General features: G+C 75.3%; 24 protein-coding genes and 1 pseudogene. 14 read left to right on the plus strand and 11 right to left on the minus strand.

Annotation, left to right across the window (positions count from 1 at the left end; genetic code table 11):
* The 6 genes and pseudogenes from F1544_RS19775 to F1544_RS19800 all read left to right on the plus strand — a co-directional run.
* Positions 1 to 385 (plus strand): annotated as a pseudogene (locus tag F1544_RS19775) (hypothetical protein); the annotation flags it as partial.
* Positions 386 to 431: 46 nt separating this feature from the next.
* Positions 432 to 1,031: a recombination mediator RecR gene (gene recR / locus F1544_RS19780; protein WP_167587927.1), complete on the plus strand. Its 600-nt coding sequence runs from the start codon at positions 432 to 434 to the stop codon at positions 1,029 to 1,031.
* Positions 1,024 to 1,650, plus strand: coding sequence for a DUF5063 domain-containing protein (locus F1544_RS19785; RefSeq protein WP_167587928.1), 627 nt, complete (start codon positions 1,024 to 1,026; stop codon positions 1,648 to 1,650). The genes recR and F1544_RS19785 overlap by 8 nt, the downstream gene beginning before the upstream one ends.
* A gap of 63 nt (positions 1,651 to 1,713) precedes the next feature.
* The gene (locus F1544_RS19790; protein WP_167587929.1) at positions 1,714 to 3,006 is read left to right on the plus strand and encodes an aspartate kinase; all 1,293 of its coding nucleotides are present in this window, start codon (positions 1,714 to 1,716) and stop codon (positions 3,004 to 3,006) included.
* Complete coding sequence (locus F1544_RS19795; RefSeq protein WP_167587930.1) at positions 3,003 to 4,091, plus strand: aspartate-semialdehyde dehydrogenase; 1,089 nt, start codon at positions 3,003 to 3,005, stop codon at positions 4,089 to 4,091. The genes F1544_RS19790 and F1544_RS19795 overlap by 4 nt, the downstream gene beginning before the upstream one ends.
* A gap of 222 nt (positions 4,092 to 4,313) precedes the next feature.
* Complete coding sequence (locus F1544_RS19800; RefSeq protein WP_167587931.1) at positions 4,314 to 6,155, plus strand: glycoside hydrolase family 2 protein; 1,842 nt, start codon at positions 4,314 to 4,316, stop codon at positions 6,153 to 6,155.
* Here the strand turns inward: F1544_RS19800 and F1544_RS19805 are convergent.
* Together F1544_RS19805 and F1544_RS19810 are read right to left on the minus strand one after the other, a co-directional pair.
* Positions 6,143 to 7,078 carry an NAD(P)/FAD-dependent oxidoreductase gene (locus F1544_RS19805; RefSeq protein WP_167587932.1) on the minus strand — a complete coding sequence of 312 codons (936 nt, stop codon included), beginning with the start codon at positions 7,076 to 7,078 and terminating at the stop codon, positions 6,143 to 6,145. The genes F1544_RS19800 and F1544_RS19805 overlap by 13 nt on opposite strands.
* Complete coding sequence (locus tag F1544_RS19810; protein ID WP_167587933.1) at positions 7,075 to 7,872, minus strand: class I SAM-dependent methyltransferase; 798 nt, start codon at positions 7,870 to 7,872, stop codon at positions 7,075 to 7,077. The genes F1544_RS19805 and F1544_RS19810 overlap by 4 nt, the downstream gene beginning before the upstream one ends.
* A 48-nt stretch (positions 7,873 to 7,920) precedes the next feature.
* Here F1544_RS19810 and F1544_RS19815 point away from each other — a divergent pair, with 48 nt between their 5' ends.
* Positions 7,921 to 8,493 carry a cupin domain-containing protein gene (locus F1544_RS19815; RefSeq protein ID WP_167587934.1) on the plus strand — a complete coding sequence of 191 codons (573 nt, stop codon included), beginning with the start codon at positions 7,921 to 7,923 and terminating at the stop codon, positions 8,491 to 8,493.
* A 40-nt stretch (positions 8,494 to 8,533) separates the two neighbouring features.
* On the opposite strand, the gene F1544_RS19820 is transcribed toward F1544_RS19815, so the two are convergent.
* Positions 8,534 to 9,268, minus strand: a complete 735-nt coding sequence (locus F1544_RS19820) for a class I SAM-dependent methyltransferase (RefSeq protein WP_167587935.1) — start codon at positions 9,266 to 9,268, stop codon at positions 8,534 to 8,536.
* Positions 9,269 to 9,348: 80 nt separating this feature from the next.
* On the opposite strand from F1544_RS19820, the gene F1544_RS19825 reads away from it, so the two are divergent.
* From F1544_RS19825 to F1544_RS19845, 5 genes are all read left to right on the plus strand, one after another.
* A complete protein-coding gene (locus F1544_RS19825) occupies positions 9,349 to 10,983 on the plus strand; it encodes an ABC-F family ATP-binding cassette domain-containing protein (RefSeq protein ID WP_167587936.1) in 1,635 nt (544 codons plus the stop codon).
* Positions 10,984 to 11,164: 181 nt separating this feature from the next.
* The gene (locus F1544_RS19830) at positions 11,165 to 12,391 is read left to right on the plus strand and encodes an MFS transporter (RefSeq protein ID WP_167587937.1); all 1,227 of its coding nucleotides are present in this window, start codon (positions 11,165 to 11,167) and stop codon (positions 12,389 to 12,391) included.
* Positions 12,388 to 12,834, plus strand: coding sequence for a GNAT family N-acetyltransferase (locus F1544_RS19835; RefSeq protein ID WP_167587938.1), 447 nt, complete (start codon positions 12,388 to 12,390; stop codon positions 12,832 to 12,834). Before F1544_RS19830 ends, F1544_RS19835 begins: the two co-directional genes overlap by 4 nt.
* A gap of 59 nt (positions 12,835 to 12,893) precedes the next feature.
* Positions 12,894 to 13,163 carry a hypothetical protein gene (locus F1544_RS19840; protein ID WP_167587939.1) on the plus strand — a complete coding sequence of 90 codons (270 nt, stop codon included), beginning with the start codon at positions 12,894 to 12,896 and terminating at the stop codon, positions 13,161 to 13,163.
* Positions 13,164 to 13,334: 171 nt separating this feature from the next.
* Positions 13,335 to 14,765 carry an HNH endonuclease gene (locus F1544_RS19845; protein ID WP_167587940.1) on the plus strand — a complete coding sequence of 477 codons (1,431 nt, stop codon included), beginning with the start codon at positions 13,335 to 13,337 and terminating at the stop codon, positions 14,763 to 14,765.
* A gap of 22 nt (positions 14,766 to 14,787) precedes the next feature.
* On the opposite strand, the gene yidD is transcribed toward F1544_RS19845, so the two are convergent.
* The 7 genes from yidD to F1544_RS19880 form a co-directional block, all read right to left on the minus strand.
* Complete coding sequence (gene yidD / locus F1544_RS19850) at positions 14,788 to 15,066, minus strand: membrane protein insertion efficiency factor YidD (protein ID WP_167587941.1); 279 nt, start codon at positions 15,064 to 15,066, stop codon at positions 14,788 to 14,790.
* 5 nt (positions 15,067 to 15,071) lie between these two features.
* Positions 15,072 to 16,451, minus strand: a complete 1,380-nt coding sequence (locus tag F1544_RS19855) for an RNA/DNA-binding domain-containing protein (RefSeq protein WP_167587942.1) — start codon at positions 16,449 to 16,451, stop codon at positions 15,072 to 15,074.
* Positions 16,452 to 16,607: 156 nt separating this feature from the next.
* On the minus strand, positions 16,608 to 18,422 hold the full coding sequence (locus F1544_RS25930; protein WP_167587943.1) for a S9 family peptidase: 1,815 nt from the start codon (positions 18,420 to 18,422) through the stop codon (positions 16,608 to 16,610).
* A complete protein-coding gene (locus tag F1544_RS26580) occupies positions 18,419 to 19,450 on the minus strand; it encodes a hemolysin family protein (protein ID WP_167587944.1) in 1,032 nt (343 codons plus the stop codon). Before F1544_RS26580 ends, F1544_RS25930 begins: the two co-directional genes overlap by 4 nt.
* Positions 19,447 to 20,835 carry a hemolysin family protein gene (locus F1544_RS19870; protein WP_167587945.1) on the minus strand — a complete coding sequence of 463 codons (1,389 nt, stop codon included), beginning with the start codon at positions 20,833 to 20,835 and terminating at the stop codon, positions 19,447 to 19,449. Before F1544_RS19870 ends, F1544_RS26580 begins: the two co-directional genes overlap by 4 nt.
* A gap of 188 nt (positions 20,836 to 21,023) precedes the next feature.
* A complete protein-coding gene (locus tag F1544_RS19875; RefSeq protein ID WP_308470208.1) occupies positions 21,024 to 21,794 on the minus strand; it encodes a YqjF family protein in 771 nt (256 codons plus the stop codon).
* 51 nt (positions 21,795 to 21,845) lie between these two features.
* Positions 21,846 to 22,607, minus strand: a complete 762-nt coding sequence (locus F1544_RS19880) for an alpha/beta hydrolase family protein (RefSeq protein ID WP_167587946.1) — start codon at positions 22,605 to 22,607, stop codon at positions 21,846 to 21,848.
* A gap of 103 nt (positions 22,608 to 22,710) precedes the next feature.
* On the opposite strand from F1544_RS19880, the gene F1544_RS19885 reads away from it, so the two are divergent.
* Entirely contained in the window at positions 22,711 to 22,986 is a 276-nt protein-coding gene (locus F1544_RS19885; RefSeq protein WP_167587947.1) for a hypothetical protein, read from the plus strand.
* 46 nt (positions 22,987 to 23,032) lie between these two features.
* Here the strand turns inward: F1544_RS19885 and F1544_RS25935 are convergent, their stop codons facing one another.
* Positions 23,033 to 24,361, minus strand: coding sequence for a methyl-accepting chemotaxis protein (locus F1544_RS25935; RefSeq protein ID WP_167587948.1), 1,329 nt, complete (start codon positions 24,359 to 24,361; stop codon positions 23,033 to 23,035).
* Between the two features lie 90 nt (positions 24,362 to 24,451).
* Between F1544_RS25935 and F1544_RS19895 the strand changes: the two genes are divergently transcribed.
* On the plus strand, positions 24,452 to 25,072 hold a 621-nt coding region (locus F1544_RS19895), incomplete at its 3' end, for a four-carbon acid sugar kinase family protein (protein WP_167587949.1).

Here is a 25,072-nt window from a genome sequence, read left to right on the forward strand (position 1 = left end):
GGCCCGCTCCGCCGCGCGCCCCCCGGCGGCGGCACCCGCCGCGCCCGAGGCGCGCACGGGCGGCCCGCGCTTCGCCGGGCCGGACGACGACGTGCCCCTGCCGGACGCCCCGATCGACGACCCGGGCGAGGAGCAGCTGTCCGCCCCGCGCCGCTCCGCTCGCCCCACCTCCTCGGCCCCCCAGGCCCCCACCCCGCAGGCTCCCGAGGCGCCCGCACCCCGCAGCGCGGCCCGGGCCGCGGCCCCCCCGCGGCCAGCGGCGCCCCTCGAGGAGGACGTCCCCAGCCGCGACGACGAGGACGCCGAGGACTCGCAGCTGGTGGGCGCGGCCGTCGTCGAGCAGATCCTCGGCGGCAAGGTCATCTCCGTCGACGGCGAACGCTGAGCGCTGAGCGACCCGGGCGTCGGTCGGAGCCCGTAGGGTCGCGGGTGTGTACGAGGGTGTCGTCCAGGACCTGATCGACGAGCTCGGCCGGCTCCCCGGAGTAGGACCCAAGAGCGCGCAGCGCATCGCGTTCCACCTGCTCGCGGCGGACGAGGCCGACGTCCGTCGGCTCGCCGACGTCCTCTCCGAGGTCAAGAGCAAGGTCCGCTTCTGCGAGATCTGCGGCAACGTCGCGCAGGAGCAGCTGTGCCGGGTGTGCCGCGACCCGCGCCGCGACCTCACCGTCATCTGCGTCGTCGAGGAGTCCAAGGACGTCGTGGCCATCGAGCGGACGCGCGAGTTCCGCGGCCGCTACCACGTCCTCGGCGGCGCGATCAGCCCCATGGAGGGCGTCGGCCCGGACGACCTGCGCGTGCGGGAGCTGCTCGCGCGGCTCGCCTCGGGCGAGGTCACCGAGACGATCATCGCCACCGACCCGAACCTCGAGGGCGAGGCGACGGCGACCTACCTCGCGCGGCTGCTGCGCCCCATGGGGCTGACCGTGACGCGGCTCGCGTCGGGCTTGCCGGTGGGTGGCGACCTGGAGTACGCCGATGAGGTGACGCTCGGACGGGCGTTCGCCGGACGGAGGTCCCTCGATGCCTGACATCCCCGACCCCAGCACCCCCGACCCCACTCCCACGGTGCCCGCGCCGCTGCTCGCGGTCGTGCCCGACGAGCTCGCGGAGCTCGCCGAGACCACGGCCGGGGAGGCCCGCGCCTTCCTCGAGGTGGTGACCGAGGTCGCCACCGGCCGCATGGACGAGACCGCGCTCAGCGTCCTGCTGCTCGCGGTCAGCCAGACGCTGGTGACGGGCGCCCGCCTCGGCGCGGTCGCCGACGTCGTCCCCACGCGGCGCTTCGAGCCCGACGCGGGCCCGGACCCGGACGTCGACCCGGTCCGCGCGGGGCTGGCCAACGTCATGGAGGGCCTCGACGACTACGCCGACGTCGTCGACCCGCTGACCAACGCCAAGCTCGTGCGCGGCGCGCTGTCCGACGACCTGGCCTCCGTCGCGGCCGACCTCGTGCACGGCCTGCGCCACTACGAGCGCGGCGACACGACCGAGGCGCTGTGGTGGTGGCAGTTCAGCTACCTGTCCTCGTGGGGGCTGCGGGCGACCGCGGCGCTGCGCGTCGTGCAGTCCCTCCTCGGGCACCTGCGCCTGGACGTGGACAGCGAGACCGTCGCCGACGCGGAGTTCGACGCCCTCAACAGCCTCTGAGCGGCGGCCTCCGAGCGACGACGCGTCGGGAAGCCCGGGCCGCCTCGCCTAGACTCGCCGACCGTGGCTCTCGTGGTGCAGAAGTACGGCGGTTCCTCCGTCGCGGACGCCGACGGCATCAAGCGCGTGGCGCGCCGGATCGCGGCCACCAAGCGGGCCGGTCACGACGTCGTCGTGGTCGTCTCGGCGATGGGTGACACGACCGACGACCTGATCTCGCTGGCCGAGCAGGTGACGCCCATGCCACCCGCGCGCGAGCTCGACATGCTGCTCACCTCCGGGGAGCGGATCTCGATGGCCGTGCTGGCGATGGCGATCTCGAACCTGGGCCTGCAGGCGCGCTCGTTCACGGGCAGCCAGGCCGGCGTCATCACCGACTCCGCCCACGGCAAGGCCCGCATCATCGACGTCACGCCGGGCCGGATCCGCACCGCGCTCGACGAGGGCTCGATCGCGATCGTCGCGGGCTTCCAGGGCGTCAGCCAGGACACCAAGGACATCACCACGCTGGGCCGCGGCGGCTCGGACACGACCGCCGTCGCGCTCGCCGCGGCGCTGAAGGCCGACGTCTGCGAGATCTACACCGACGTCGACGGCGTCTACACCGCCGACCCGCGCATCGTCCCGACCGCCCGCAAGATCTCCCGCATCTGCAGCGAGGAGATGCTGGAGATGGCGGCGTGCGGCGCGAAGATCCTCATGCTGCGGTGCGTGGAGTACGCCCGCAACTACGACCTGCCGATCCACGTCCGGTCCTCGTTCAGCCAGCACGAGGGCACCTGGGTGACGGACTCCCCGGTGCCCGCCAGCCTCAGCCAGTCCGCCGTGGAGGACCCAGTGGAGCAGCCGATCATCTCGGGCGTCGCGCACGACCGCAGCGAGGCCAAGATCACCGTCGTCGGTGTCCCGGACAACCCCGGGACGGCCGCCGCGATCTTCGAGGCCGTCGCCGAGGCCGAGATCAACATCGACATGATCGTGCAGAACAACTCCGTCGGGGCCAGCGGCCGCGCGGACATCTCCTTCACGCTGCCCAAGGCCGAGGGCGCCACCGCCGTCGCCGCGCTGGACAAGGTCAAGGCCGGCATCGGCTTCGAGCGCGTCGAGTACGACGACCAGATCGGCAAGGTGTCGCTGATCGGCGTGGGCATGCGCTCGCACCCCGGCGTCTCGGCGCGGTTCTTCAAGGCGCTCGGCGCGCAGAAGATCAACATGGAGATGATCTCGACGTCGGAGATCCGCATCTCCGTGGTGACGCGGGCCGACGAGCTCGACGACGCGGTGCGCGCCGTGCACACCGCGTTCGACCTGGACACCGAGGCCGAGGCCGTGGTCTACGGAGGGACCGGACGATGAGCGAGCCCACGAACGAGCGCAGCAGCCGCCCCACCCTCGCCGTCGTCGGCGCGACCGGCGCCGTCGGGTCCGTGATGCTCGGCATCCTCACCGAGCGCGAGGACGTGTGGGGCGAGATCCGCCTCATCGCCTCCGCCCGCTCCGCCGGCAAGGTGCTGCGCGTGCGCGGCGAGGACGTCGTCGTGCAGGCGCTGACACCCGAGGTGTTCGACGGCGTCGACGTCGCGATGTTCGACGTGCCGGACGAGGTGTCCGCGGTGTGGGCGCCGATCGCCGTCGAGCACGGCGCCGTGGCCGTCGACAACTCCGGCGCGTTCCGGATGGACGACGAGGTGCCGCTGGTGGTCCCCGAGGTCAACGGGGCCGCGGCGCGCAACCGCCCCAAGGGCATCATCGCGAACCCCAACTGCACGACGCTGACGATGATGGACGCCCTCGGCGCGCTGCACGAGCAGTGGCAGCTCACGGAGCTCGTCGTCGCCTCCTACCAGGCCGCCTCCGGGGCGGGGCAGCCCGGCGTGGACCGGCTCTACGACGAGCTCGAGGTCGTCGCGGGCGACCGCACGCTGGGTCAGCGCGCCGGCGACACCGCCGCGGCGGTCACGGCGAAGCTGGGCGACGACTCCCCGTTCCCGGCGCACCTGGCCCTGAACGTGGTCCCCGTCGCCGGGTCGCTGCGCGACGGCGGCTGGACGAGCGAGGAGCTCAAGGTCCGCAACGAGTCGCGGAAGATCCTCGGGATCCCCGGCCTGAAGGTGTCCGCGACCTGCGTGCGGGTCCCGGTCCTGACGACGCACTCCCTCGCGGTGCACGCCACCTTCGCGCGCGAGGTGAGCGTCGCCGACGCCACCGCCGCGCTCGAGGCGGCGCCGAGCGTCGAGGTCCTCGACGACCTGTCGGCCGGGGTCTTCCCGACCCCGGCGTCCACGGTCGGCGGGGACCCGACCGTCGTGGGCCGGCTGCGGCAGGCGCTGGACTTCCCGAACACCCTCGACCTGTTCGTCTGCGGCGACAACCTCCGCAAGGGGGCGGCGCTGAACACCGCGCAGATCGCGGAGCTGGTGGCGCGCGAGCTCACCGCCTGACCTCCCGCACCCGACGGCCCGCCCACCCCCGGGGGTGGCGGGCCGTCGTGCGTCCGGGCCCGGGAGACCACGCCCGGACGTTCGTGCAACGATGCAACCGGGTGCCGGCGGAGCCGCCGGGACCCGTCCGGGCGGTGGCGGCCGCAGCACCGCCGACCGTCGTCCGGGGACCGGTCCACCTCGGCGCGGGCGGTGTCGCCCGCGCACCCGAAGGAGTTCAGCGTGCCCGACACGAACCTGCCCCGCCCCGAGCACCCGCGCCCCTCCGTGCGCCGCGAGGACTGGGTCAACCTCAACGGGCCGTGGGAGTTCGAGGTCGACGCGGGCGACTCGGGACTGGAGCGCGGGCTGCGCGACCGCGCGCTCGCCGGGTCGATCACCGTGCCGTTCGCCCCCGAGTCGGAGCTGTCGGGGATCGGCAACGGCGACTTCATGCCGGCCGTCTGGTACCGCCGCGTCGTCGAGGTGCCGGCCGCGTGGACCGGGCGCCGCACGCTCCTGCACTTCGGGGCCGTCGACCACGACGCGACGGTGTGGGTGGACGGGCAGGAGCTCGCCCGCCACCGCGGCGGCTTCACGCCCTTCACGGTCGACCTCGGCCACCGCACGGGCGAGGTCGTCGTCGTGCTGCGCGCGCGCGACAGCCGCGAGGGCCCGCAGGCCCGCGGCAAGCAGTCCACGCGCCTCGACGGCTACGAGTGCTTCTACGCCCGCACGACCGGGATCTGGCAGACGGTGTGGATGGAGCCCGTGGCCGACGTCTCCCTCGCCCGGCCGCGCATCACCCCCGACCTCGCGGCGTCGACTCTGCACGTCGAGCAGCCGCTGCGCCGCAGCGGGGACGCGACGGTGCGCGGCCTCACGCTGACGGCCACCGTGCGCGACGCGGCCGGCGAGGTCCTCACCGCGAGCGTGCGCGCCGACCTCGAGCTGTCGCCGCGGCTCACGCTGGTGCTGCCGGCCGACCGCGTGCGCCCCTGGTCGCCGGCGGACCCGCACCTGTACGACCTGACGATCACCCTGCGCGACGCGGCCGGGGACGTCGTCGACACGGTCGAGACCTACGCGGGCCTGCGCTCGGTGAGCATCGACGGCAAGGCCGTGCTGCTCAACGGGGAGCCGGTCTTCCAGCGCCTCGTGCTCGACCAGGGCTACTACCCCGACGGCCTCATGACGGCCCCCACCGACGAGGCGCTCGTCCGCGACATCGAGCTGTCGCTGGCGGCGGGCTTCAACGGCGCCCGCCTGCACCAGAAGGTGTTCGAGGAGCGGTTCCTCTTCCACGCCGACCGCCTGGGCTACCTCGTGTGGGGCGAGTTCGGCGACTGGGGCGCCGCGGAGCGCGGGACGGAGGAGCACGGGGAGTTCCAGCGGCCGACGCCGAACTTCGTCTCGCAGTGGCTGGAGGCGCTCGAGCGCGACTACTCCCACCCCTCGATCGTGGGCTGGTGCGGCCTGAACGAGACCTACCAGGAGATCACCGACCGCGGGACCGTCCTGGACGACGTGACCCGCGCGATGTTCCTCGCCGCCAAGGCGATGGACACCTCCCGGCCGGTCCTGGACGCCTCGGGCTACTCCCACCGCGTCGCGGAGTCCGACGTGTGGGACTCCCACAACTACACGCAGGACCCGGCGCTGTTCGCTCAGGAGATGGCGGGCCTGGCGCAGGGCCGGCCCGACACGAACACCGGGCCGCGGGGCCAGGTGTGGTCGCTGCCCTACGGCGGCCAGCCCTGGTTCTGCAGCGAGTTCGGCGGCATCTGGTGGCGCCCGGACGCCGCGGCGAGCAACCCCGAGGTCGACCGCGGGGCCACGTCGTCCTGGGGCTACGGCGAGCCCCCGCGTAGCGAGGAGGAGTTCCACCACCGCTTCGAGGGGCTCACCGGCGTGCTGCTGGGCGACCCGCTGATGTTCGGCTACTGCTACACCCAGCTCACCGACGTGTTCCAGGAGCAGAACGGCGTCTACTCCTTCGACCGCAGCGAGAAGGTCGACGTGGCGCGGGTCCGCGCCGCGCAGCTGCGGCCCGCGGCGATCGAGGGTGGCGCTCAGGCCGGCTGACGCGCGGCGGCGACGGCGGCGGCGGCCCCGGCGGCGACGAGGTCGCCGTTGACGGCCGCCCCGGCCATCACGCCGGCCGCCGAGGCCGCCTGGACCATGGCCATCGGGTCGGCCACGTTGCCCGCCGCCCACACGCCGGGCACCGCGGTCGCGCCGCCGGGGCCGGTGGGGACGAACTCCCCGTAGGGGCTCCTCTCGAGGGTTCCGCCGAGCTGGGTGAACACCTCGGCGCGGGCGCGGAAGTACGGCCCGACGACCAGGGCGCCGACGGCGACCTCCGTGCCGTCGAGGTCGACGCGCAGGTCGCCGTCGGTGCCGCCGACCCCGCGCACGGTCCCGGGCAGCACCTCGACGCCCAGGGCGCGGAACTGCTCGGCGGTCTCCGCCGGCACCTCGACGTCCTGCACGAACAGCGTCACGCGCTCGGACAGCTGCCGGAACAGCAGCGTCTGGTGCAGGGCGCCGGGGCCGGTGGCGAGGATCCCGATCCGCCGCCCGCGCACCTCGTAGCCGTGGCAGTAGGGGCAGTGCAGGACGCTGCTGCCCCAGAACCGCTGCAGGCCTTCGACGTCGGGCAGCTCGTCGCGCAGGCCGGTCGCCAGCACCAGCCGCCGGGCGCGGACGGACGTGCCGCCGGCGAGGTCGACGACGAGGTCGTCGCCGTCGCGGTGGGCGCCGAGCACGCGGTCGTCGACGAAGCGGACGCCGTAGCCCTCCGCCTCGCGGCGACCGGCCGCGAGGAGGACGGACGGGGCGATCCCCTCGCGCCCCAGCACGTTGTGGGCGTGCGCGGACGGGGCGTTGCGCGGCTCGCCGCCGTCGACGACGACCACGTCGCGCAGCGAGCGGCCCAGGGCGACGGCGGCGGAGAGGCCCGCGGCGCCGGCGCCGAGGACGAGGACGTCGGGGTTCAGGGTGCTCATCGGGGGTCCTCCTGGATCTCGGCGAGCCACACGGTGCGGGTGGCGCGCAGGGTGACGGCGAGCTCGGCGGGCCGCTCGAGCAGCGCGGCGAGGGCCGCCCGGTCGGCGGGGTCGAGGCCCGCCAGGGTGAGGAACCGCGGCAGCCAGAGCTGCGCGTAGCGCAGCGCGGCCGGGCTCGCGGGGGGTTCGAGGACCAGCGACGAGCGCGTCACCGCGAAGCCCGCGGCCTCGAGGACCGGCGTCCAGTCGGGGTGGCGGTTCCAGCCGTCGGCCGCGGCGGCGGTGTGCAGGCGCTCCTCCAGCGAGGTGCCGAGGACCTGCGGGAGCCCGTCGAGCTCGACGACCACGAGCCGGCCGCCGGGGGTCAGGGCCGCCCGGGCGCCCTCGAGCAGGCGGGCGGGGCCGGGGACGTGGTGCAGGGACAGCGCCGCCCACACCAGGTCGACCGGGCCGACGTCGGGGAACCCGGCGCCCAGGTCCGCGTCGACCGCCGTGAAGCCCTGCTCCCGCAGCCGGTCCAGCATCGCGGGGTCGTGGTCGACGGCCGTGACGCGCGCGCCGGGGAAGCGGTCGCGCAGCAGCCGCGACCCGGTCCCGGTGCCCGCGCCGAGGTCGACGATCCGCTGCGGCGCGGGCGGCCCGAGCAGGTCGAGCACCGCGTCCAGCTGGCTGCCGAAGAGCTCGGCGTCGAGGTCGAGGACCTGCTGGTGGTCGTCGAGCGGGTCGTGCTCGTGCTGGTCCTGCTGGTGGTGGCCGTGCTCGTGCGGGGCGTGGCCGTGCCCGTCGTGGTCCATGCGTTCCACGGTAGGCGAGCCGTGCGTCCGTGGCATACGCTCTTGCGCATGGAGCAAGACCTGGACGTGCTCATCCGCCGCCGGATCCGGGGGCTGCGGCTGGCCCGCGGCTGGTCGCTGGACAGCCTCGCCGCCCGCTGCTTCATGTCGCCCTCGACCCTGAGCCGCATCGAGACCGGCGGCCGCCGCATCGCGCTGGACCAGCTCGTCCCGATCGCCCGTGCGCTGGACACGAGCCTCGACGACCTCGTCGCCACCGACGAGGAGGACGTCGTCATCCGCCCCGAACCCGAGCACCGGGAGGGCGTCACGTCGTGGCTGCTCTCGCGCGAGCGCGCGGTCGCCGGGGTGACGGTGGCCAAGATGCGGATCAGTGCCACCGCCACCGGCGGGGACACCCCGGACGAACCCCAGGTGCACCCCGGCCGGGAGTGGTTCACCGTCCTGTCCGGCCGCGCGCAGCTGCACCTCGGCGGGCGCACGATCGTCGTGGAACCGGGCCAGGCCGCGGAGTTCTCGACGATGGTCCCGCACCGGATCGGCCCGCTGCCGGGCAGCGGCGACCTCGAGGTCCTCTCGATCTTCGAGCGCGAGGGCGTCCGCGCCCACCTGCCCGACTGAACCCGTCCCCGTTCCCCGGTCAGCGGGCAGCGGTCAGCGGTCAGAGCGACGTGCGCACGCACCACGTCCGGTAGGGCAGCCGGATCTCGTCGCGCCCGCGGAGGTCGGGGTGGCGGTCGAGGACCTCGGCGACCTCGCCCAGCAGGGCGGCCCGCTCGTCCTCCGGCAGCACGATGACGTAGCTGCGGGAGGCGATGAGGTCGAGGATCCCGGCGCGGTCGGTGACGTGCTCGAAGCCGGTGACGAGGCGTTCCGGCGGACCGAACGGCGGCCCGACCACGGGCTCCTCGACCTCCATGGCCTGCTCCTCCTCGACGCGGAGCTGCGCCACCGACCAGACGTCGCGCACCCAGGGCACCTCGTGGTCGCGCAGGTTCCACACCAGCCCGAGCGTGCCGCCGGGGCGCAGCACCCGGGCCACCTCGGGGACGGCCCGCGCCGGGTCCACCCAGTGCCAGGCCTGGGCGACGACGACCGCGTCGACGCATCCGTCGGGCAGCCCGGTCGCCTCGGCGCTGCCCCGGTGCGCGGGCACGCCGGGCAGCGCCGCGGTCAGCTCGGCGAGCATCTGCTCCGACGGCTCGACGGCGACGACGTCGAGGGCGCGTCCCGCGAGCGCCGCGGTGAACTTGCCCGTGCCCGCCCCGAGGTCCAGGACGCGCCGGGCCGCGGGGGGCACGAGGAAGTCGACCGCGTCGGCGGGGTAGCCGGGGCGGGCGCGGGCGTAGGCGCCGGCGGCGGCGCCGAAGGAGCGGGCGTGCGCGGAGGGGTCCACGACGGCAGTCTGCCCGCCGGGGCCGGGCGCGGGCGGCAACCCGGTCGACCGGGCCTGCGCGAGCCGGGAGACTGGGGGGTGTGAGTGCCACCCTCGTCGCCAAGGACCTCAGCGCCGCCCACGGCACGCGCACCCTGTTCTCCGGTCTCGACCTCGTCGTCGCCCCGGGGGACGTCGTCGGGCTGGTCGGCGCGAACGGCGCCGGGAAGTCGACCCTGCTGCGGCTGCTCGCGGGGCTCACGACGGCCGAGAGCGGCTCGGTGACGCTGTCCCCGCCGACCGCCACCGTCGGCTACCTGCCGCAGGAGCCCGAGCGCCGGGCCGGGGAGTCCGTCGCGCAGTTCCTCGGCCGCCGCACGGGCGTCACCGCGGCGGGCGACGCCATGGACGCCGCGGCCGAGGCCCTGGCCACGGGCGCGCCCGGGGTGGACGACGCCTACTCCGAGGCGCTGGAGCGCTGGCTCGCCCTCGGCGGCGCAGACCTCGACGAGCGGCGCGCCGACGTCCTGCACGACCTGGGCCTCGCCGTGGACGTCGAGCTCCCGATGACGGCCCTGTCCGGCGGGCAGGCCGCGCGCGCGGGTCTCGCGGCGCTGCTGCTGTCGCGCTACGACGTGTTCCTGCTCGACGAGCCCACCAACGACCTCGACCTCGACGGCCTGGCCCGGCTGGAGGCGTTCGTCGCGGGCCTGCGGTCCCCGGCCGTCGTCGTGAGCCACGACCGGGAGTTCCTGGCCCGCACCGTGGACCGGGTCGTGGAGCTGGACCTGGCGCAGCAGCTGGTCCGCGTCGTCGGCGGCGGGTACCAGGCCTTCCTCGACGAGCGGGAGGTGCAGCGCCGCCACGCCCGCGAGCAGTACGACGAGTACGCCGACACCAAGGCGGGCCTCGAGGGCCGCGCGCGGATGCAGCGCAACTGGATGGACAAGGGCGTGCGCAACGCCGTCCGCAAGGGCGAGCCGGACAAGAACATCCGCGCCAAGATGCGCGAGGGCAGCGAGAAGCAGGCCGCCAAGGCGCGCCAGACGGACCGCCGCATCGAGCGCCTCGAGGTCGTCGAGGAGCCCCGCAAGGAGTGGCAGCTGCAGATGACCATCGCCGCGGCGCCCCGGTCGGGATCGGTCGCGGCGACGCTGCGCGGTGCGGTCGTCGAGCGCGGGACGTTCCGGCTGGGCCCGGTGGACCTGCAGCTGTCGGCGGGCGACCGGGTCGCGGTGACGGGCGCCAACGGCAGCGGCAAGACGACGCTGCTGGCCCTGCTGCTCGGCCGGCTCGAGCCCACCGCGGGGGCCGCGTCGCTCGGCTCCGGCGTCGAGGTCGGCGAGGTCGACCAGGCCCGCGGCCTGTTCCTCGGCGAGGAGCCGCTGGCGCGCGCGTTCGGCGACGCGGTCCCCGACGCCCCCGTCGCGGAGGTCCGGACGCTGCTGGCGAAGTTCGGCCTCGGCGCCGCGCACGTCGACCGGCCCGCCGCGAGCCTGTCCCCCGGTGAGCGCACCCGGGCGGCGCTCGCGCTGCTGCAGGCCCGCGGCGTGAACCTGCTCGTCCTGGACGAGCCGACCAACCACCTCGACCTGCCCGCCATCGAGCAGCTCGAGCAGGCCCTGGCGAGCTACCCGGGGACGCTGCTGCTGGTCAGCCACGACCGCCGGCTGCTCGAGGCCGTCGACGTCACGCGGCGCCTCGTCGTGGACGCGGGCCGCGTCGTGGAGGTCTGAGCCCGCCGTCGACGACGCGCGGGACGACACGCGCGGGACGGGCGGGGGCGCAACGGGAAGTGCGCTCAGGCACGCACCTTGTGGAACAGACGGCCGCCCACCCGCGATGATGGGAGGGCACGACGTGGCGACGGCGCCCCTTCGAGCGTCCGTCCGTCCGTTCCGCCAGAGAGACTCCGCCGTGCCCCTCGCCCTCCTCGCCCTCGCCGTCGGTGCCTTCGGCATCGGCACGACCGAGTTCGTCGCCATGGGGCTGCTGCCCGAGATGGCCGCCACCTTCGACGTGTCGATCCCGACCGCGGGCTGGCTGATCACCGCCTACGCCCTCGGGGTCGTCGTGGGAGCGCCGACGCTCACGGCGCTGACGCACTCGCTGCCGCGGCGCCGCGTGCTGGTCGGCCTCATGGTGCTGTTCGTCGTCGGCCACGCCGCGACCGCGCTGGCTCCCACGTTCGGGGCGCTGGTCGCGGCCCGGTTCTTCACGGGCCTCATGCACGGCGCGTTCTTCGGCGCGTGCGCCGTCGTCGCGCGGGCCATCGCACCCGCGGGCAAGCAGGGCCGCGCGCTGTCGCTGGTGTTCACCGGCCTGACCGTCGCCAACGTCGTCGGCGTCCCGCTGGGCACGTTCATCGGCCAGCAGCTCGGCTGGCGCGCGACGTTCGCCGTGGTCGGGGTCATCGGCCTCGTGACCATCGCGACGCTGCTCGCCCTCGTGCCGCCGGTCCGGACGTCGACGGGGTCGCTGCGCTCGGAGTTCGCGGCCTTCCGCCGGGCGCAGGTCTGGTTCACGCTGCTCATCACGATCATCGGCTTCGGCGGGATGTTCGCCGTCGTCAGCTACGTCGCCCCGATCCTCACCGACGTCGCCGGGTTCCCGTCCTCCGCGGTGTCGTGGGTCCTCGTGCTGTTCGGCCTCGGGGCGACGGCAGGCAACCTGCTCGGCGGCCGGCTCGCGGACTGGTCGCCGCAGCGCACCCTGGCCCTGGGCCTCGGCACGCAGGTCCTCGTGTTCGTGTTCATCTTCCTCACGGCCGAGCACCGGGTCACCGCGGCCGCGGGCGTCTTCCTCTTCGCCTTCGCCGGGTTCTCGATGAGCTCCTCGATCCAGACCCGCGGCATCGTCGCGGCGGGCGGCGGCGCGAGCATGGCCTCGGCGGCGATGCAGGCCGCGTTCAACATCGGCAACGCCCTCGGCGCCTTCCTCGGCGGCGTGGTCATCGACGCCGGCTACGGCCTGGCCTCCCCCGCGCTGGTGGCGGCGGGCCTCGCCACGGTCGGCCTGCTCATCAGCCTGTGGGCGACGCGCCTGGACACCACGGGCCGCGCGCCCCTGGACCCGGCCGTCGTCGCGGTCCCGGCGCAGCGACGCCGGGCGGAGGCCTCGACCCGTAAGTCGGTGGGGGCGTGAAGTCCGACGCCGTCGTCGCCCGCGCCGACGTCGGGGACCCGGCGCTCGACGGGCTGCTGACGGCCGCGATCGCCGAGCTCGTCGTCCGCTACGGCGGCGCCGCCCACGAGGGACCGCTCACCCCGGCCGCGACGTACCTCGTCGCGACCGTCGACGGCTACCCCGCGGGCTGCATCGCGCGGGTGCCCGTGGCCGACGGCCTCGTGGAGATGAAGCGGGTCTTCGTCGACGACGGCTTCCGCGGCCGCGGGATCGCGAGCCTGCTCGTGCGCACCTTCGAGGACGAGGCCCGGGCCGACGGCGTCGCCCGGATCCGGCTGGAGACGGGCACGAAGCAGCCCGAGGCGATCGCCCTGTACGAGAAGCTCGGCTACGTGCGCATCGAGAACTTCGGGGTCTACGCCGACAGCCCGCTCAGCCGTTCCTACGCCAAGGACCTCTGAGCCGGGATCGGCCGCGCGCCGTCGCGACCAGCACCGAGGAAGCCATCGGCGGCACGGGCGTGTCGCCTCGATCTGCTGCCGACGATCCGCAACCGCACACGTCCTGGTGGCGCGTCGAGCACAACACCGCCGCGCTGCCCAGCCAGCGCCAGCCTCGCCCCGGCCCGGTCACCGACAACCAGGACGAGGGGCTGGCCACCTTGCGCCGACGGGTCGTCGAGCCCGTCGTGCACGCCATGCTGCGTCCCAGCGAGGTCGAGCACCTGAGCGCGCACTGGGGCGTCGATGTCCGAGCCGGCGACGTGCGGATCCAGCTCGACGTCATCTGACATCGCCCGAGACGTGGTCTCCATCGCCCTCCTGGAACCCTGGTGCCGCCGAGGCGCATCGTGTTCGAGACATCTCCACAGGCCGTCGAAGTTCAGCACCGCTCACTCGATCACGTTGCGTTGCAGCAGATTACCTTGACCCGGTTGTTCGAACGCCTGTACGATAGGGCCATGACCACGTTCCCGGACCCCGCACCCGCGGCGGTTCCCGCCGCACCGCTGGGCGTCGTGGAACGGCTCAAGCGAGCCGCGGACGTGGCCTCGGCGGACCTGGTGCTGGGGTTGGCGGCGCGGGTGCGGGAACTCAGCGAGTCCGAGCACCCCGACCTCCTCGCACTGCGAGCCACCGGGTTGACGGTGACCGGCCGCCCGGTGGACCTGGTGCACGCCGCAGTGGACCTGGTCACCCAGGAGTTCTCCGAAGCGGCCGGGGTCGGTCTGGACTCGGCCCTGTCGACGGTGTGGGCGGCCTGGTACGACGCCACCGACCGCGGACCGGTGTGGCAGGCCGTCGCCGAGGGGCGCATCACGGTGGAACAGGCCCGAACGATCACCGCGCGTGCGGCCCGCCTCAGCCGGCGGGTCGCCACCATCACCGAGGTCCGCGACGACACCGGCCGCCTCGTGGAGCTCGCGGTCGTCGAAGGCGACCACGTCATCGACCCCGCCGAGCAGCCTGCGGTGCTGGCCGGGTTCCTGCAGCGAGCCGTGGCGTGGGCCAGCGACGGGGTGCTGGTCGACGCGTTGGCCCGGCGCTGCAACCGGCTCACCACCGACCTCACCCCGGGTTTCGTCGCGGTCACCATCAGCCGCCCCGAAGCCACCCGGGAGTTGGTGGTGGAGGCCTGCGAAGACGACACCTTCGCCCACGTCACCCTCGTGCTGCCCGCCGCCGACGCGATCCGGCTGAAGGCGTTCGCCACCGCAGCGGCTGACGCCACCGCCGACGCCGAGAGCGCCACTGGTACCGCGGACGCCCGGGACCACGCGACTCGCGTCAACGACGCCGCCGCCGACCTCATCGCCGACGGACTGGCGCGCGAGGTCCTGGCCCGCAGCGACTGCACGACCCCCGCCGACGCCGACCACCCGGTCGTGCAGGGCCGGACCCACCGGCCCGCCTCCAGCGTCCAGGTCCACGTCAGTGTCGACGCTTCCACCCTCGCCGGCCTCGACGAGCACGACGGGTTCGTCGCCGGCCTCGGCCCGGTCCCCGCCCCCGTCGCGCGGGCCCTGGCCGGCGACGCCGGAGCGTCGTGGCGGGCGGTGGTCACCGCCCCCGGCACCCGAACCGTGATCGACGTCGCCGCCACCGCCTACCGGCCCACCGCCGCACTCAGGAGGTTCGTGACCGCCCGCGACGACACCTGCCAAGGCTTCGGCTGCCGCACATCGGCCATCGACTGCGACCTCGACCACGTCATCGCCTGGCCGCAAGGACCCAGCACCGCCGAGAACCTCCAAGCGCTGTGCCGGACCCACCACCGCTTCAAGACCCAGTACATCTACGAGAGCACCACCGCGAACCGACGCCGGAACACCGCACGCCCCCGCCCACCCGCACCACCACGGCCGGTGGACGACTCACCACCACCGTTCTAGCGCGCAGCTGCGCGCCCGCGGACTAGAAGCGGAACGGGATGGGCAGCGGCCCGCAGCAGCACACGCCGCGGACGTCGGTCGCCATGAGCAGCGACGCGGCCCGGTAGCAGGCCAGGAACCGCAGGGCGGTCGGCACACCGGCGCGCACGACGCCGCGGCGGCGCACCAGGTCCCGCACGGCCCCCGAGCAGGAGTCCCCGCCGTGCGCGACGCGGTGCGCGCACGCGTAGCCCTTCCGCGGCGACAGGCGCCGCTGGTACTGCTCGATGAGGACGTCGACGGCACGCGCGAGGGAGCTCATCGCCCTCACGGTAGGGGCGGGGGCTGCTCCCGCAACTCGTCCGCGAGGGCGTAGCGGGTCGGCCGGCGCTCCCCCACCACGCGCAGCAGACCCCCCGCGACGAGCAGGCGCAGCACCCGGCGGCTGTCGGTGGCCGAGGCGTCGGCGGCCGTCCGCAGGGACTCGTTGGTGACCTCGCCCCCGCGCCGGGCGAGCAGCAGCGCCAGCCGCGCCGGCATCCCGTCGGGGACGTCGCGCAGCCCCGCCAGCCACGCCCGCTCCTCGACGCCGGCCGCGCTCGCCGCCGGGACCCGCACGACGACGCTCCCGCCGCGCTGCTCGACGACGGGCGGCTGCAGGAGCACGTCGGCGAGCGCCGCCCGGGCCGTCGCGAGGCCCGTGCCCGCCCCCGCCGTGAGGCCGAGGTCGCGGAACAAGCCTGCGATGCGGCGGTTGCGGTCGTGCTGCGCGCCGCCGGGCGCCGCGAGGTCGACGCCGACCGGCAGCGTCCCGGGCGACTCGACCTCGAGGGCGTCGGCGTGCACGCGCACGGTGACGGGTTCGCCCGTGCGCGCGTAGTCGCGGTGCACGACGGCGTTCAGCAGCAGCTCCCGGACGGCGGCCGCGGGGTACCCGGGCGCGACCTCGGCGATCATCCGCGCGGCGGCGACGACCGCGTCCGGCAGGCGGCCCGGGAACTCCCGGGTCTCGCGCACCTCGGCGTCGCCCCGCGGGCCGGCGTGGCGGGTGACCACGATGCCGAGGCCGCGGTGGAAGCGCTGCGGCTGCTGCCCGAGGACGAGCAGAGCGGCCAGCGTCGGCCGGCGGGACACCACGAGGCCCTGCTCGGTGAGCAGCGGCCCCACCTCGGACGCCTCGACGGGACCGCCGCGGCGGCGGCGCAGGTGCTCCAGGACGCTGGGCAGGTCGAGGTCGGCGGTGGTGGCCGAGGAGACGACGGCGTCCTCGACCGGCTGCCCGGCGGCCTCGGTGACGAAGGTGACCAGGTCCCCGCCCAGCAGCGCGCGGTTGGTGCGCCCGCTGCGCAGGAGCGTCCGGCCGTCGCCGGTCTGCGCGAAGCCCGCCGCCACCGCGGGGACCGTGACGACGGCGACGTGCGCGCGCCCGACGCGGTGCACGTCGGTGCGGACCTCCAGGGGCGGGTGCGTGGCGCCGGCCAGGGCCGCGACGCGCTCGCGCACGTCCTGCTCGGAGCGGCTGCCCACGAGGCGGCGCGGCAGGGAGTCCGTCACCCCGACGACGACCCGCCCGCCCGAGGCGTTGGCCATCGCGACCAGGGTGTCCTGCAGGTCGTCGCCCACGGCGCGCTGGAACTCCAGCCGCTGGCCGTCGTGGTCCCCCACGTCCGTCAGCAGGCCGGCCAGGTCGCGCCAGGACTCCCCCACCCTCCGCATCCTGCTGACCGGCGGGCGCGGGCACCACCCCTTCGCCGACACCCGCGGCGTGGGGAACCTCACGGCCGGAGGCCCACGCACGGCGCCCGACCCCCCGTCCCCCCGTGATCATGCAGGGTTTACCTGCATGATCACGGAGGGGAGGGGTCAGGGCAGGTGGCGCCGGGCGAACTCCAGCTCGACGCGCATCTGCCGCACGCGCTCGTCGTCCAGCAGCGACCCGTGGCCGGCGTCGTAGCGGTAGACCTCGTGCGGCACACCGCGTTCCGCCAGGCGGCCCAGGTAGTTCTCGATCTGGCGGATCGGGCAGCGCGGGTCGTTCTCCCCCGCCAGCACGAGCACGGGGGCCGTCACCGCGTCGACGTACGTCAGCGGTGAGGAGTCGGCGTACTTGTCGGGGACGTCGGTGGGGGAACCCCCGAACAGGGAGCGGTCGAACGCCTTCAGCCCCTCCATCTCGTCCTCGTAGGCCGCGACGTAGTCGGCGACGGGGACCCCCGCGAGGCCGACGGCCCAGCGCTGCGGCTGCACGCCGAGCCCCAGCAGCGTGAGGTACCCGCCCCACGACGCCCCCGCGAGCACCAGGCGGGCGGGGTCCGCGACGCCCGTGGCGACGAGGTGGTCCGCGACCGCGGCGACGTCGGCGATCTCGACGTGCCCGACCCGCGCCTCCAGCGCGTCGCGCCACGCGGAGCCGTACCCCGTGGAGCCGCGGTAGTTCACCTGCACGACCGCGTAGCCCTCGTCGACCCACGCCGCGCAGTAGGGCCGGAACGCGTCGGTGTCGTGCGCCGTCGGGCCGCCGTGGACCTCGACGACGGTCGGCAGCGGGCCCTGGGCGCCCGCGGGCCGGCGCAGCAGCGCGTGGATGCGGCCGCCCTCGCCCTCGACCCACACGTCGGTGACCTCGACGGAGTCCGGGGCCGGTGCACCCGGGGCGCGCAGCAGGACGTCGCCCGCGAGGGTCCGCACGGCGCTCGCGTGCGCCGAGGACGACCACGACAGCCAGACGTCGCCGTCCGGGCGGGCGGTGGCGCCGCCGACCGTGCCGGTGCCGGGCCCGACCTGGTGGACGTCCCCGGTCGCGAGGTCCACGCGGTGCAGCAGGGTGCGTGCCTCGTGGTCGACCAGGACGAGCAGCCCGGTGCCGTCGCGCGTCCACTCCGCGCCGGCCACGTCGCCGGGGACGCCGAGCACGACGGGCGTCTCGGTGCCGGCCGCGACGTCCCACACCAGCAGCTCGGCCCGCCCCGCGCGCTCGTGCTCCACGAGCAGCCGCGGGTCGCCGGGCAGCGGCGCGAACGCCAGCGGGGCCACGCCCTTGCCGGGGCCGTCGGCGAGCTCCGCGACGGTGCTGCCGTCGGCCACGTCGAGGACCCGCAGGTCGGGGTGGCGGGAGTCGCCGTGCTCGCTGTGGGACAGGGCGAGCCACCGCTCGTCGTGGGAGACGTCGGCGACGTAGGCGTCCTCGCGGTGCTCGTAGAGCAGGCGCGTGCGGCCGCCGTCGACGACCTCGACGCGCGTGCCGTACTCGTCGTCGGTGCGCCCGACGACCACGAGGCCGCTGCGGGTCAGGACGAGACCCGCGGAGTAGGCCGCGGGCAGGCCCAGCGGGTCCTCGACGCCCTCGCCCGGCGCCGAGCCGAACGGCTGGCGCCGCCAGACGCCGTGCTCGTCGCCCGCGGTGTCGTCGAACCACCAGACCCACTGCCCCGCGGGGTCGATCGTGGCGCTCGCGGTGCCCTCGGGGCGGTCCGTGGCCCGGGTCAGCTCGCCCGTGCCCGCGTCCCACGAGTGCACCTCGAGGCCGCCCTCGACGCTGGCGACGACGACGCACCGCTGCGGCGCGTCCTCCGCCCAGTCGGGCAGGCCGACCCGGCCGGCGCGGAAGCGCTGCTCCCAGGCGGGCACCTCGGGAACAGGCGCCTCGGGAACAGGGGGCTCGGACTCGCTGCTGCTCACACCTCGGATCGTGCCACGCCGTCCGCGGGCGCCAGCGGGAAGAGCCGGCGCAGGACGTCCGCCATCGTGACGACGCCGTGCACGGCCCCGCCGGAGGTGACGACGGCCAGGTGGTTGCGCGTCGCGCGCATGGTCGTCAGGGCCGAGGGGACCGAGGTGTCCGCCGCGAGCGAGAACACCGGGCGCACGTACGGGGCGGCCGGGGCGTCGTCGGGTTCGGTGAGGGTGTCCCGCACGTGCACGACGCCGGTGATGCGCTCGCGCGTCCCGACCAGGACGCGCAGGTGGCCGCTGCCGCGGGTCACGGCGCGCACGTCGCCGACCGTGGCGCCGGCCGGCACCGCGGCCAGGGCCGCGCCGGCGCGCACGAGGTCGCCGACGGTCAGGTCCTGCAGGTCCAGCGCGCCGGCCAGCTGCGCCGAGGACTGCGCGTCCAGGGTCCCGGCGGTCGTGGAGTGCTCGAGCAGGTGGCGCAGCGCCGCCGGGCTGTGCCCGGCCGCGATCTCGTCGGCCGGTGTCGCGCCGGCGCGGCGCACGAGGGAGTTCGCGGCCGCGTTCAGCGCCAGCAGCACGGGCCGGAACACGGTCATGAAGGCGCGCATGGGGATCGCCAGCAGGAGCGCGGAACGTTCGGGGTGCGCGATGGCCCAGGACTTCGGGGCCATCTCGCCCACCACGAGGTGGACGAAGGTGACGACGAACAGGGCGAGGACGAAACCCAGGACGTCGGCTGCGACCGCGGGCAGCCCCGCGCTCTCGAACAGGGGCGTGAGCCAGTGGTGCACGGCGGGTTTGCTGAGCGCACCCAGCGCCAGGGTGCAGGCCGTGATGCCGAGCTGGGAACCCGCCAGCAGCACCGTGAGCTCGGAGGCGCTGCGCAGCGCCGCCCGCCCCGACCGGGTGCCGGCGGCGTCCTCCAGGCGGTGCCGCTTGGCGGCGAGGAGGGCGAACTCGACCGCGACGAAGAACGCGCTGAGGGCCACGATCACGACCGTGGCGGGCACGACCACCCAGGGGCTGTCGGTCACCGGGTCTCCTCCGTCGTCGTCGTCGCGCTCTCGTCCACCGTCGTGGGCGGCGGGAGCTCCAGCCGCACGCGCGCGGGGACGAACCGCTCGACGGTCAGCACCGTCACCCGCAGGCGGCGGGGTTCCGCGTCGTCGAGGTCGCCCGGGTCGGCCGGGAGGTCGACGAGGAGTTCCGCGCCCACGGGCGGCAGGCCGCCGTGCGCGGCGATGACGAGGCCGGCGATCGTCTCGTGCTCACCGCGCGGCAGGTCGATGCCGAGCGCGCGCTCGACCTCGTCGACGTGCACGTCCCCCGACACCTCCCACGGGCCGTCGGCGCCGACGACGACGTCCTGGGGCGCGGCCTCGTCGTGCTCGTCGGCGATCTCGCCCACGAGCTCCTCGGCGAGGTCCTCGACCGTGACGATCCCGGCCAGCCCGCCGTGCTCGTCGACGACGCAGGCCAGCTCGTCGCCCGTCGTCGTCAGCTCCCGCAGCACGTCCGGCAGCAGGGAGACCGTCGCGACCACCAGCGCGGGGCGCACGATGCTCGTCACCGGCGCCGACCCGGGTTCCGTCGTGGTGAGCAGGTCCTCGAGGTGGACGACGCCGACGACGTCGCCGCGGTCGGCCGAGAGCACCGGGTAGCGGGAGTGCCCGATCGCCATGAGGGCGCGCACCAGCGCGAGGTCGTCGGTGTCGGTGACGGTGTCCACCCGGGAGCGCGGCACCATCGCGTGCTCCGCGTCGCGGCGGGGGAAGTCGAGGATCCGGTCGAGGACCACGGCCAGCTCCGCGGAGAGGTCCCCGGAGTCCCGCGACGTCTCGACGATGTGCTCGAGGTCGCGGGCCGTGGCCGCGGAGTCGACGTCGTGGACGGGTTCGATGCGCAGGGCGCGCAGCAGCGCGTTCGAGGACTGGTCGAAGAACCAGATGAGCCAGCCGAACAGCGCGAGGTAGACCAGCGTCGAGCGGGCGAGCCACGTGGCGACGGGACCGGGCGCGGCGATGGCGAGGTTCTTGGGGAACAGCTCGCCGAACAGCATCTGCACGACCGTGGACAGCACCAGCGCGACGACCGCGCCGACGCCCACGCTCACGGCCGTCGGGACGCCCACGCCGCCGAGGAGCGCCCCGAGCGACTCCCCGATGAGGGGTTCGGCGACGTAGCCCACGAGGAGCCCGGTCACCGTGATGCCGAGCTGCGCGCCCGACAGCATGAACGAGGTGCGCCGGGTGACCTCCAGGGCCCGCCGGGCGCCCGGATCGCCGTCGGCCGCCTCCGCCCGCAGCTGCGAGCGGTCCACGGACATGTAGGCGAACTCCTGGGCCACGAAGTAGGCCGTCACCGCGGTGATCGCGACGACGACCAGCACACCCACGAGCAGGGTCAGCACGTCCGTCACCGCTGCTCCCCCCCGGTGGCGCGGGGGCGGGCGGCACGGGCGTGCCGGGGACTCGGGGGGTCAGGGCTGTCGTCGCGCACGGCGGCGGCGGTCCTCTCGGTGGTCGGGGTCTGTCGAACGGGAACGGCCGGGCGCGCCCGGGAGTTCCGCCACCCCGCCCAGAGCGGGACGGGTCGGAGCAGGACGGGTCAGAGCAGGACGGGCACGCTGAACCGCGTCGTGACCCGCCGGGCGAAGCTCACGTGGTCGGGGGCGCGGTCCGCGAGGCCGGCGAACCCCGCGGCGCCGAGGAACCCGTCGTCCAGGGCGAGCACGCGGGCGCGGCGCAGCGGCCACACCTCGTGCTCGTTGGCGATCCACCAGGTGCGCCCGAGGTGCTCGACGTGCAGGCCGAAGCGGGCGCTGACGAAGCGGCCCACCTCGTCGGCGTCCAGCTCGGCGGGGCTCATCGCCTCCTCCTCGCGCACGACGATGCGGCTGCGCACGCCCGCGGGCCCCGGCCAGCGGGTGCGGGCCGTCCACGCGAACTCGCGGTACCCGTCGCGCTCGCGGACCGCGCGCCGCATCGCGGAGAACCGGTACGGCAGGCCGAACACCGTCCGGGCGCCGAGGACCACGGCCAGCCGGGAGGCGTCCAGGCTCGCGAAGACGACTCCGCGACGCCCCTTCTCGTCGCGCGAGTAGAGGCGGACGTTGGTCTCCAGGAACGTGCCCACGTACGGCACGGCGGGCAGCGTCCCCGGCCCCGCACCGCGCAGCGTGAAGGGGATGAGCCCCACGTAGGTGACGCCGTCGAGGACGTCGGGTTCCGCGCCCGGCGGGAGGTGCGGGGCGACCACGGCCGGGTCGACGGCCCAGTGCAGGAACGCCAGGTCGTCCCAGTGCTGGTGCATCAGCTGGATCCCCGTCAGCGCCGGGGCGTCGGCGGGCGGGACGCGGGGGAACGGGGCGACGGGCACGCCGGAACGGTAGTCCGGGGACCCTGCCGCCGCCGTCGGGCCGGGCGTGAGCTACCTCTCGCGGAGGTACTGGTCCGCCCAGGCGCTGATGATCCGCGCGGCCCGCCGCGCCTGCCCGGGGGCGATGAGCAGGTGGTCCGAACCCTCCAGCGCCACGAAGCTGCGCGGGTGCTGGGCGAGCTTGAAGATCGCGCTGGCGTTGTCGATGCTCACCGTGTCGTCCGTGGGCGAGTGCATGACGAGCAGCGGCAGCGCGAGGCGGCGGATCTGGTGGCGCAGGTCGGCCTGGCGGACGTCCTCGATGAACGCCCGCTTGAGGGTGAGCGCGCGCCCCCCGACCAGCCACTCGGCGTGGCCCTCGGCCATGACCCGGCCGACGAGCGCGTCGTAGTTGTGCTCGACGTGGCGGGGTTCCGAGGGCGCCGCGACGCTGACGACGGCCTGCAGCCCGGCCACCTGGCCGGCCGCGGCGATGGCGGCCGCCCCGCCGAAGGAGTGCCCCACGAGCAGGTGGGCCGGGGTGCCGCGCTCGCGCAGGAACTCCGCGGCGAGCACCGTGTCGGACACCTTGTGCGTGAAGGACCCGTCGCCCCAGTCGCCCTCGGAGTCGCCCAGGCCGAGGTTGTCGAAGCGCAGCATGCCGATGCCCTCGGCCGCGAGCCCCTTGCAGATCCGCGACGCCGCCGGGGAGTCCTTGCCGAGGGTGAACCCGTGGGCGAACACGCCCCACCCCCGCGCCTCGCCCTCGGGCAGGTCCAGCAGCCCCGCGAGCTTCTGACCCGTCGTGCTGGTGAAGGACACGCGCTCTGCCACCGGTCTGCCTCCGCTCTGCTGACGTCGCACCGACGAACCTCCCACACCCCGGGGCGGCAGGGGTGCGGTCGCCGGCCGCCGCAGGGCGCGGGAGGGTGGCGCCATGAGCGACTCCCCCGGACAGCGCGAGCACACCGAACTCCGCCTGCGCGTCGGCCGCGAGACGGGCCACACCCTGCACCTGCGCCGCGGGGACGAGCCCTCCGACCTCGACGACTTCCTCGGCTCGGTGGCCACGCCCGAGCTGGCGATGAAGATCGCCGAGGCGTGGAACGCCTACTGGCCGGCGCCCGACCCGTCCGAGGTGGGCCTGGGCCGCGTGGAGCAGGTCAAGGCGCTCGCCGCCGAGCGCGCGCACCAGGAGGACCTCGACGGCTGAGCCGGACGGCCGCAGCCACCCCGCGTCGGGCGGACGGGGCGGGGCGTCAGTCCGTCGCCGCGAGCCGCGTCATGCCGCGGACCATCCGGTCGGCGTGCACCGCGGCACCGGCGATGGCGTTGCGGGCCTCGTCCGTGGCCGCGGTCTGCTCTTGCACCGCAGCGGAGATCGTCGCCTGCGAGGCGACCACGTCCTGCAGCGTGCTGCGGATCCCGCCCATGGCGCTCGCAGCGCTGTCGACGTCACCGCGCACCACGTCGACGACGCGGCGGATCTCGTCGGTGGCCGCGGCCGTGGCGGCGGCGAGCTCCTTGACCTCACCGGCCACGACGGCGAAGCCCCGGCCCAGCTCGCCGGCGCGAGCGGCCTCGATGGTCGCGTTGAGCGCCAGGAGGTTCGTCTGGGCGGCGATGCCGGTGATGGTGGTCGCGATCCCGTCGATCTCGGACATCGTGGTGGTCAGCCGCTCGACGACCTCCGCGCTGGCCCGGGACTGCTCGTCGGCGTGCTCCGCCGTCGACGACGCCCGCTCGGCGGCCTGGGCGATGTCCGTGATCGCCCCGCGCATGCCGTCCATGACCGAGCTGGCCACGTCGACGTTCTCCCCGATGTCGTGCCCGGCCTGCTGCAGCTCCACCAGCTGGTGGGCGGTCGCCGTGGCCCGCGCCTCCTGCTCCTGCGCCTGCTGCGCGGCCAGGGCCGCGGCCTCGGCGCGCTCGGCGGCGAGCTCGGTCTGCGTGGCCGCCTGGGCGATGAGGTTCTCCTCGGCGCGGCGCTGCTCGGCCCGCCGCTCGCGGTCGGCGGCCTCGGCGAACTTCCAGCCGTAGGCCAGGGCCGTGGCCTCCACGAGGAGGAAGAACGCGTGGAGCAGGGCGAACGCCGCAGGGTTGTGCAGGGCCTGGTGGGTCGAGAACACCTGCCCGGGCCGCAGCAGCCCCAGCACGAGGTGGTGGGCGCCCACGAACACGAGGGCGACCAGGAACGGCGTCCACGCCTGGTAGAGCGAGACCAGGGCGAGCATCACGTAGAACCAGATGTGCAGGTCCTCCAGCCCGCCGCCCGCGTGCAGGAGGACGTCGGCGCAGAGCATCAGGCCGAAGGCCACCGCCGCGCTGCGGGCCCACTGCGAGCGGAGCACGAGGCCGACCACCGGGGTCAGCAGCGCCGCGACCAGGGGGACCCAGAGGTCCAGCGACCGCTCGCCCCGCACGAGGGCGATGCCGGCGAGCACCGGCACCTGGGCGACCACCGCGAAGGACAGGAGCACGTGCCGCTTCGCGAAGGCGGCCTCGTCGAGGCGGACCCCGCGGGGCAGGAAGCCCCCCGGGGTGCGGCGTGCCGGCGAGGCCGTGGGCGCGGGGAGGTGGGAGGTCACCCCCTCGGGTTCGACAGCCGGCGGGGCGACCTTGACCGCGCAGCGGGGACGGGCGCCCCGCGCGCCGGGGACACGGGGCAGACTCGGCGCGTGGCCGCCTCCTCCGTCCCCCGCGCGCTGAGCGCCGTGGTGGCAGACGACCTGTCGGGCGCCGCGGAGGTCGCGGGGCTGCTCCTGCGGCGGGGACGCCCCTGCACGGTCGCGCTCGGGGTGCCGGAGGCGACGTCGCCCGCCGCCGGCACCGTCGTCGTCGACCTCGACCACCGCTGCGCCGGGCCGGCCGCGGCGTACGCGGCGGTCGTGGCTGCCGTCACCGCCCTCGCGCCGGTCGGGCTGCTCGCCGTGAAGCTGGACTCGCTGTGGCGGGGCAACGTCGGCGCGACGGTGCAGGCGCTGCAGGACAGCGGGTTCCTCGTCGTCGTGGCAGGGGCGCTACCGGCGCTGGGGCGGACCGTCGCCGCCGGGGTCCCCCTCGTCGCCGGGACCCCGCTGGCCGCGACCGGCCTCTGGCACCTCGAGGAGCGCGCGGCCCCCGCGCGCGTGGCCGACCTGCTCGCCGGCCCCGTGCTGGAGGTCGACCTGGCGACGGTCCGCTCGTCCGGGCTCGCGGCCGTGCTGGGCCGCGCCGGTGGGGCGTGCGTCGTGACCGACGGCGAGACCGACGCGGACCTCGCCGCGGTCGCGACGGCCGCCGCGGCCCTGTCCGCCGGG

The sequence above is a fragment of the Kineococcus rubinsiae genome, from assembly GCF_011839805.1.
Taxonomy (GTDB): Bacteria; Actinomycetota; Actinomycetes; order Actinomycetales; family Kineococcaceae; genus Kineococcus; species Kineococcus rubinsiae.

Excerpts from the sequence above, each read along its gene's own strand:
- F1544_RS19785 (WP_167587928.1), top strand. The coding sequence starts at position 1,024 with ATGCCTGACATCCCCGACCCCAGCACCCCCGACCCCACTCCCACGGTG.
- F1544_RS19795 (WP_167587930.1), top strand. The coding sequence starts at position 3,003 with ATGAGCGAGCCCACGAACGAGCGCAGCAGCCGCCCCACCCTCGCCGTC.
- F1544_RS19845 (WP_167587940.1), top strand. The coding sequence starts at position 13,335 with ATGACCACGTTCCCGGACCCCGCACCCGCGGCGGTTCCCGCCGCACCG.
- F1544_RS19810 (WP_167587933.1), bottom strand. The coding sequence starts at position 7,872 with ATGGACCACGACGGGCACGGCCACGCCCCGCACGAGCACGGCCACCAC.
- F1544_RS19885 (WP_167587947.1), top strand. The coding sequence starts at position 22,711 with ATGAGCGACTCCCCCGGACAGCGCGAGCACACCGAACTCCGCCTGCGC.
- F1544_RS19815 (WP_167587934.1), top strand. The coding sequence starts at position 7,921 with ATGGAGCAAGACCTGGACGTGCTCATCCGCCGCCGGATCCGGGGGCTG.
- F1544_RS19805 (WP_167587932.1), bottom strand. The coding sequence starts at position 7,078 with ATGAGCACCCTGAACCCCGACGTCCTCGTCCTCGGCGCCGGCGCCGCG.
- yidD (WP_167587941.1), bottom strand. The coding sequence starts at position 15,066 with ATGAGCTCCCTCGCGCGTGCCGTCGACGTCCTCATCGAGCAGTACCAG.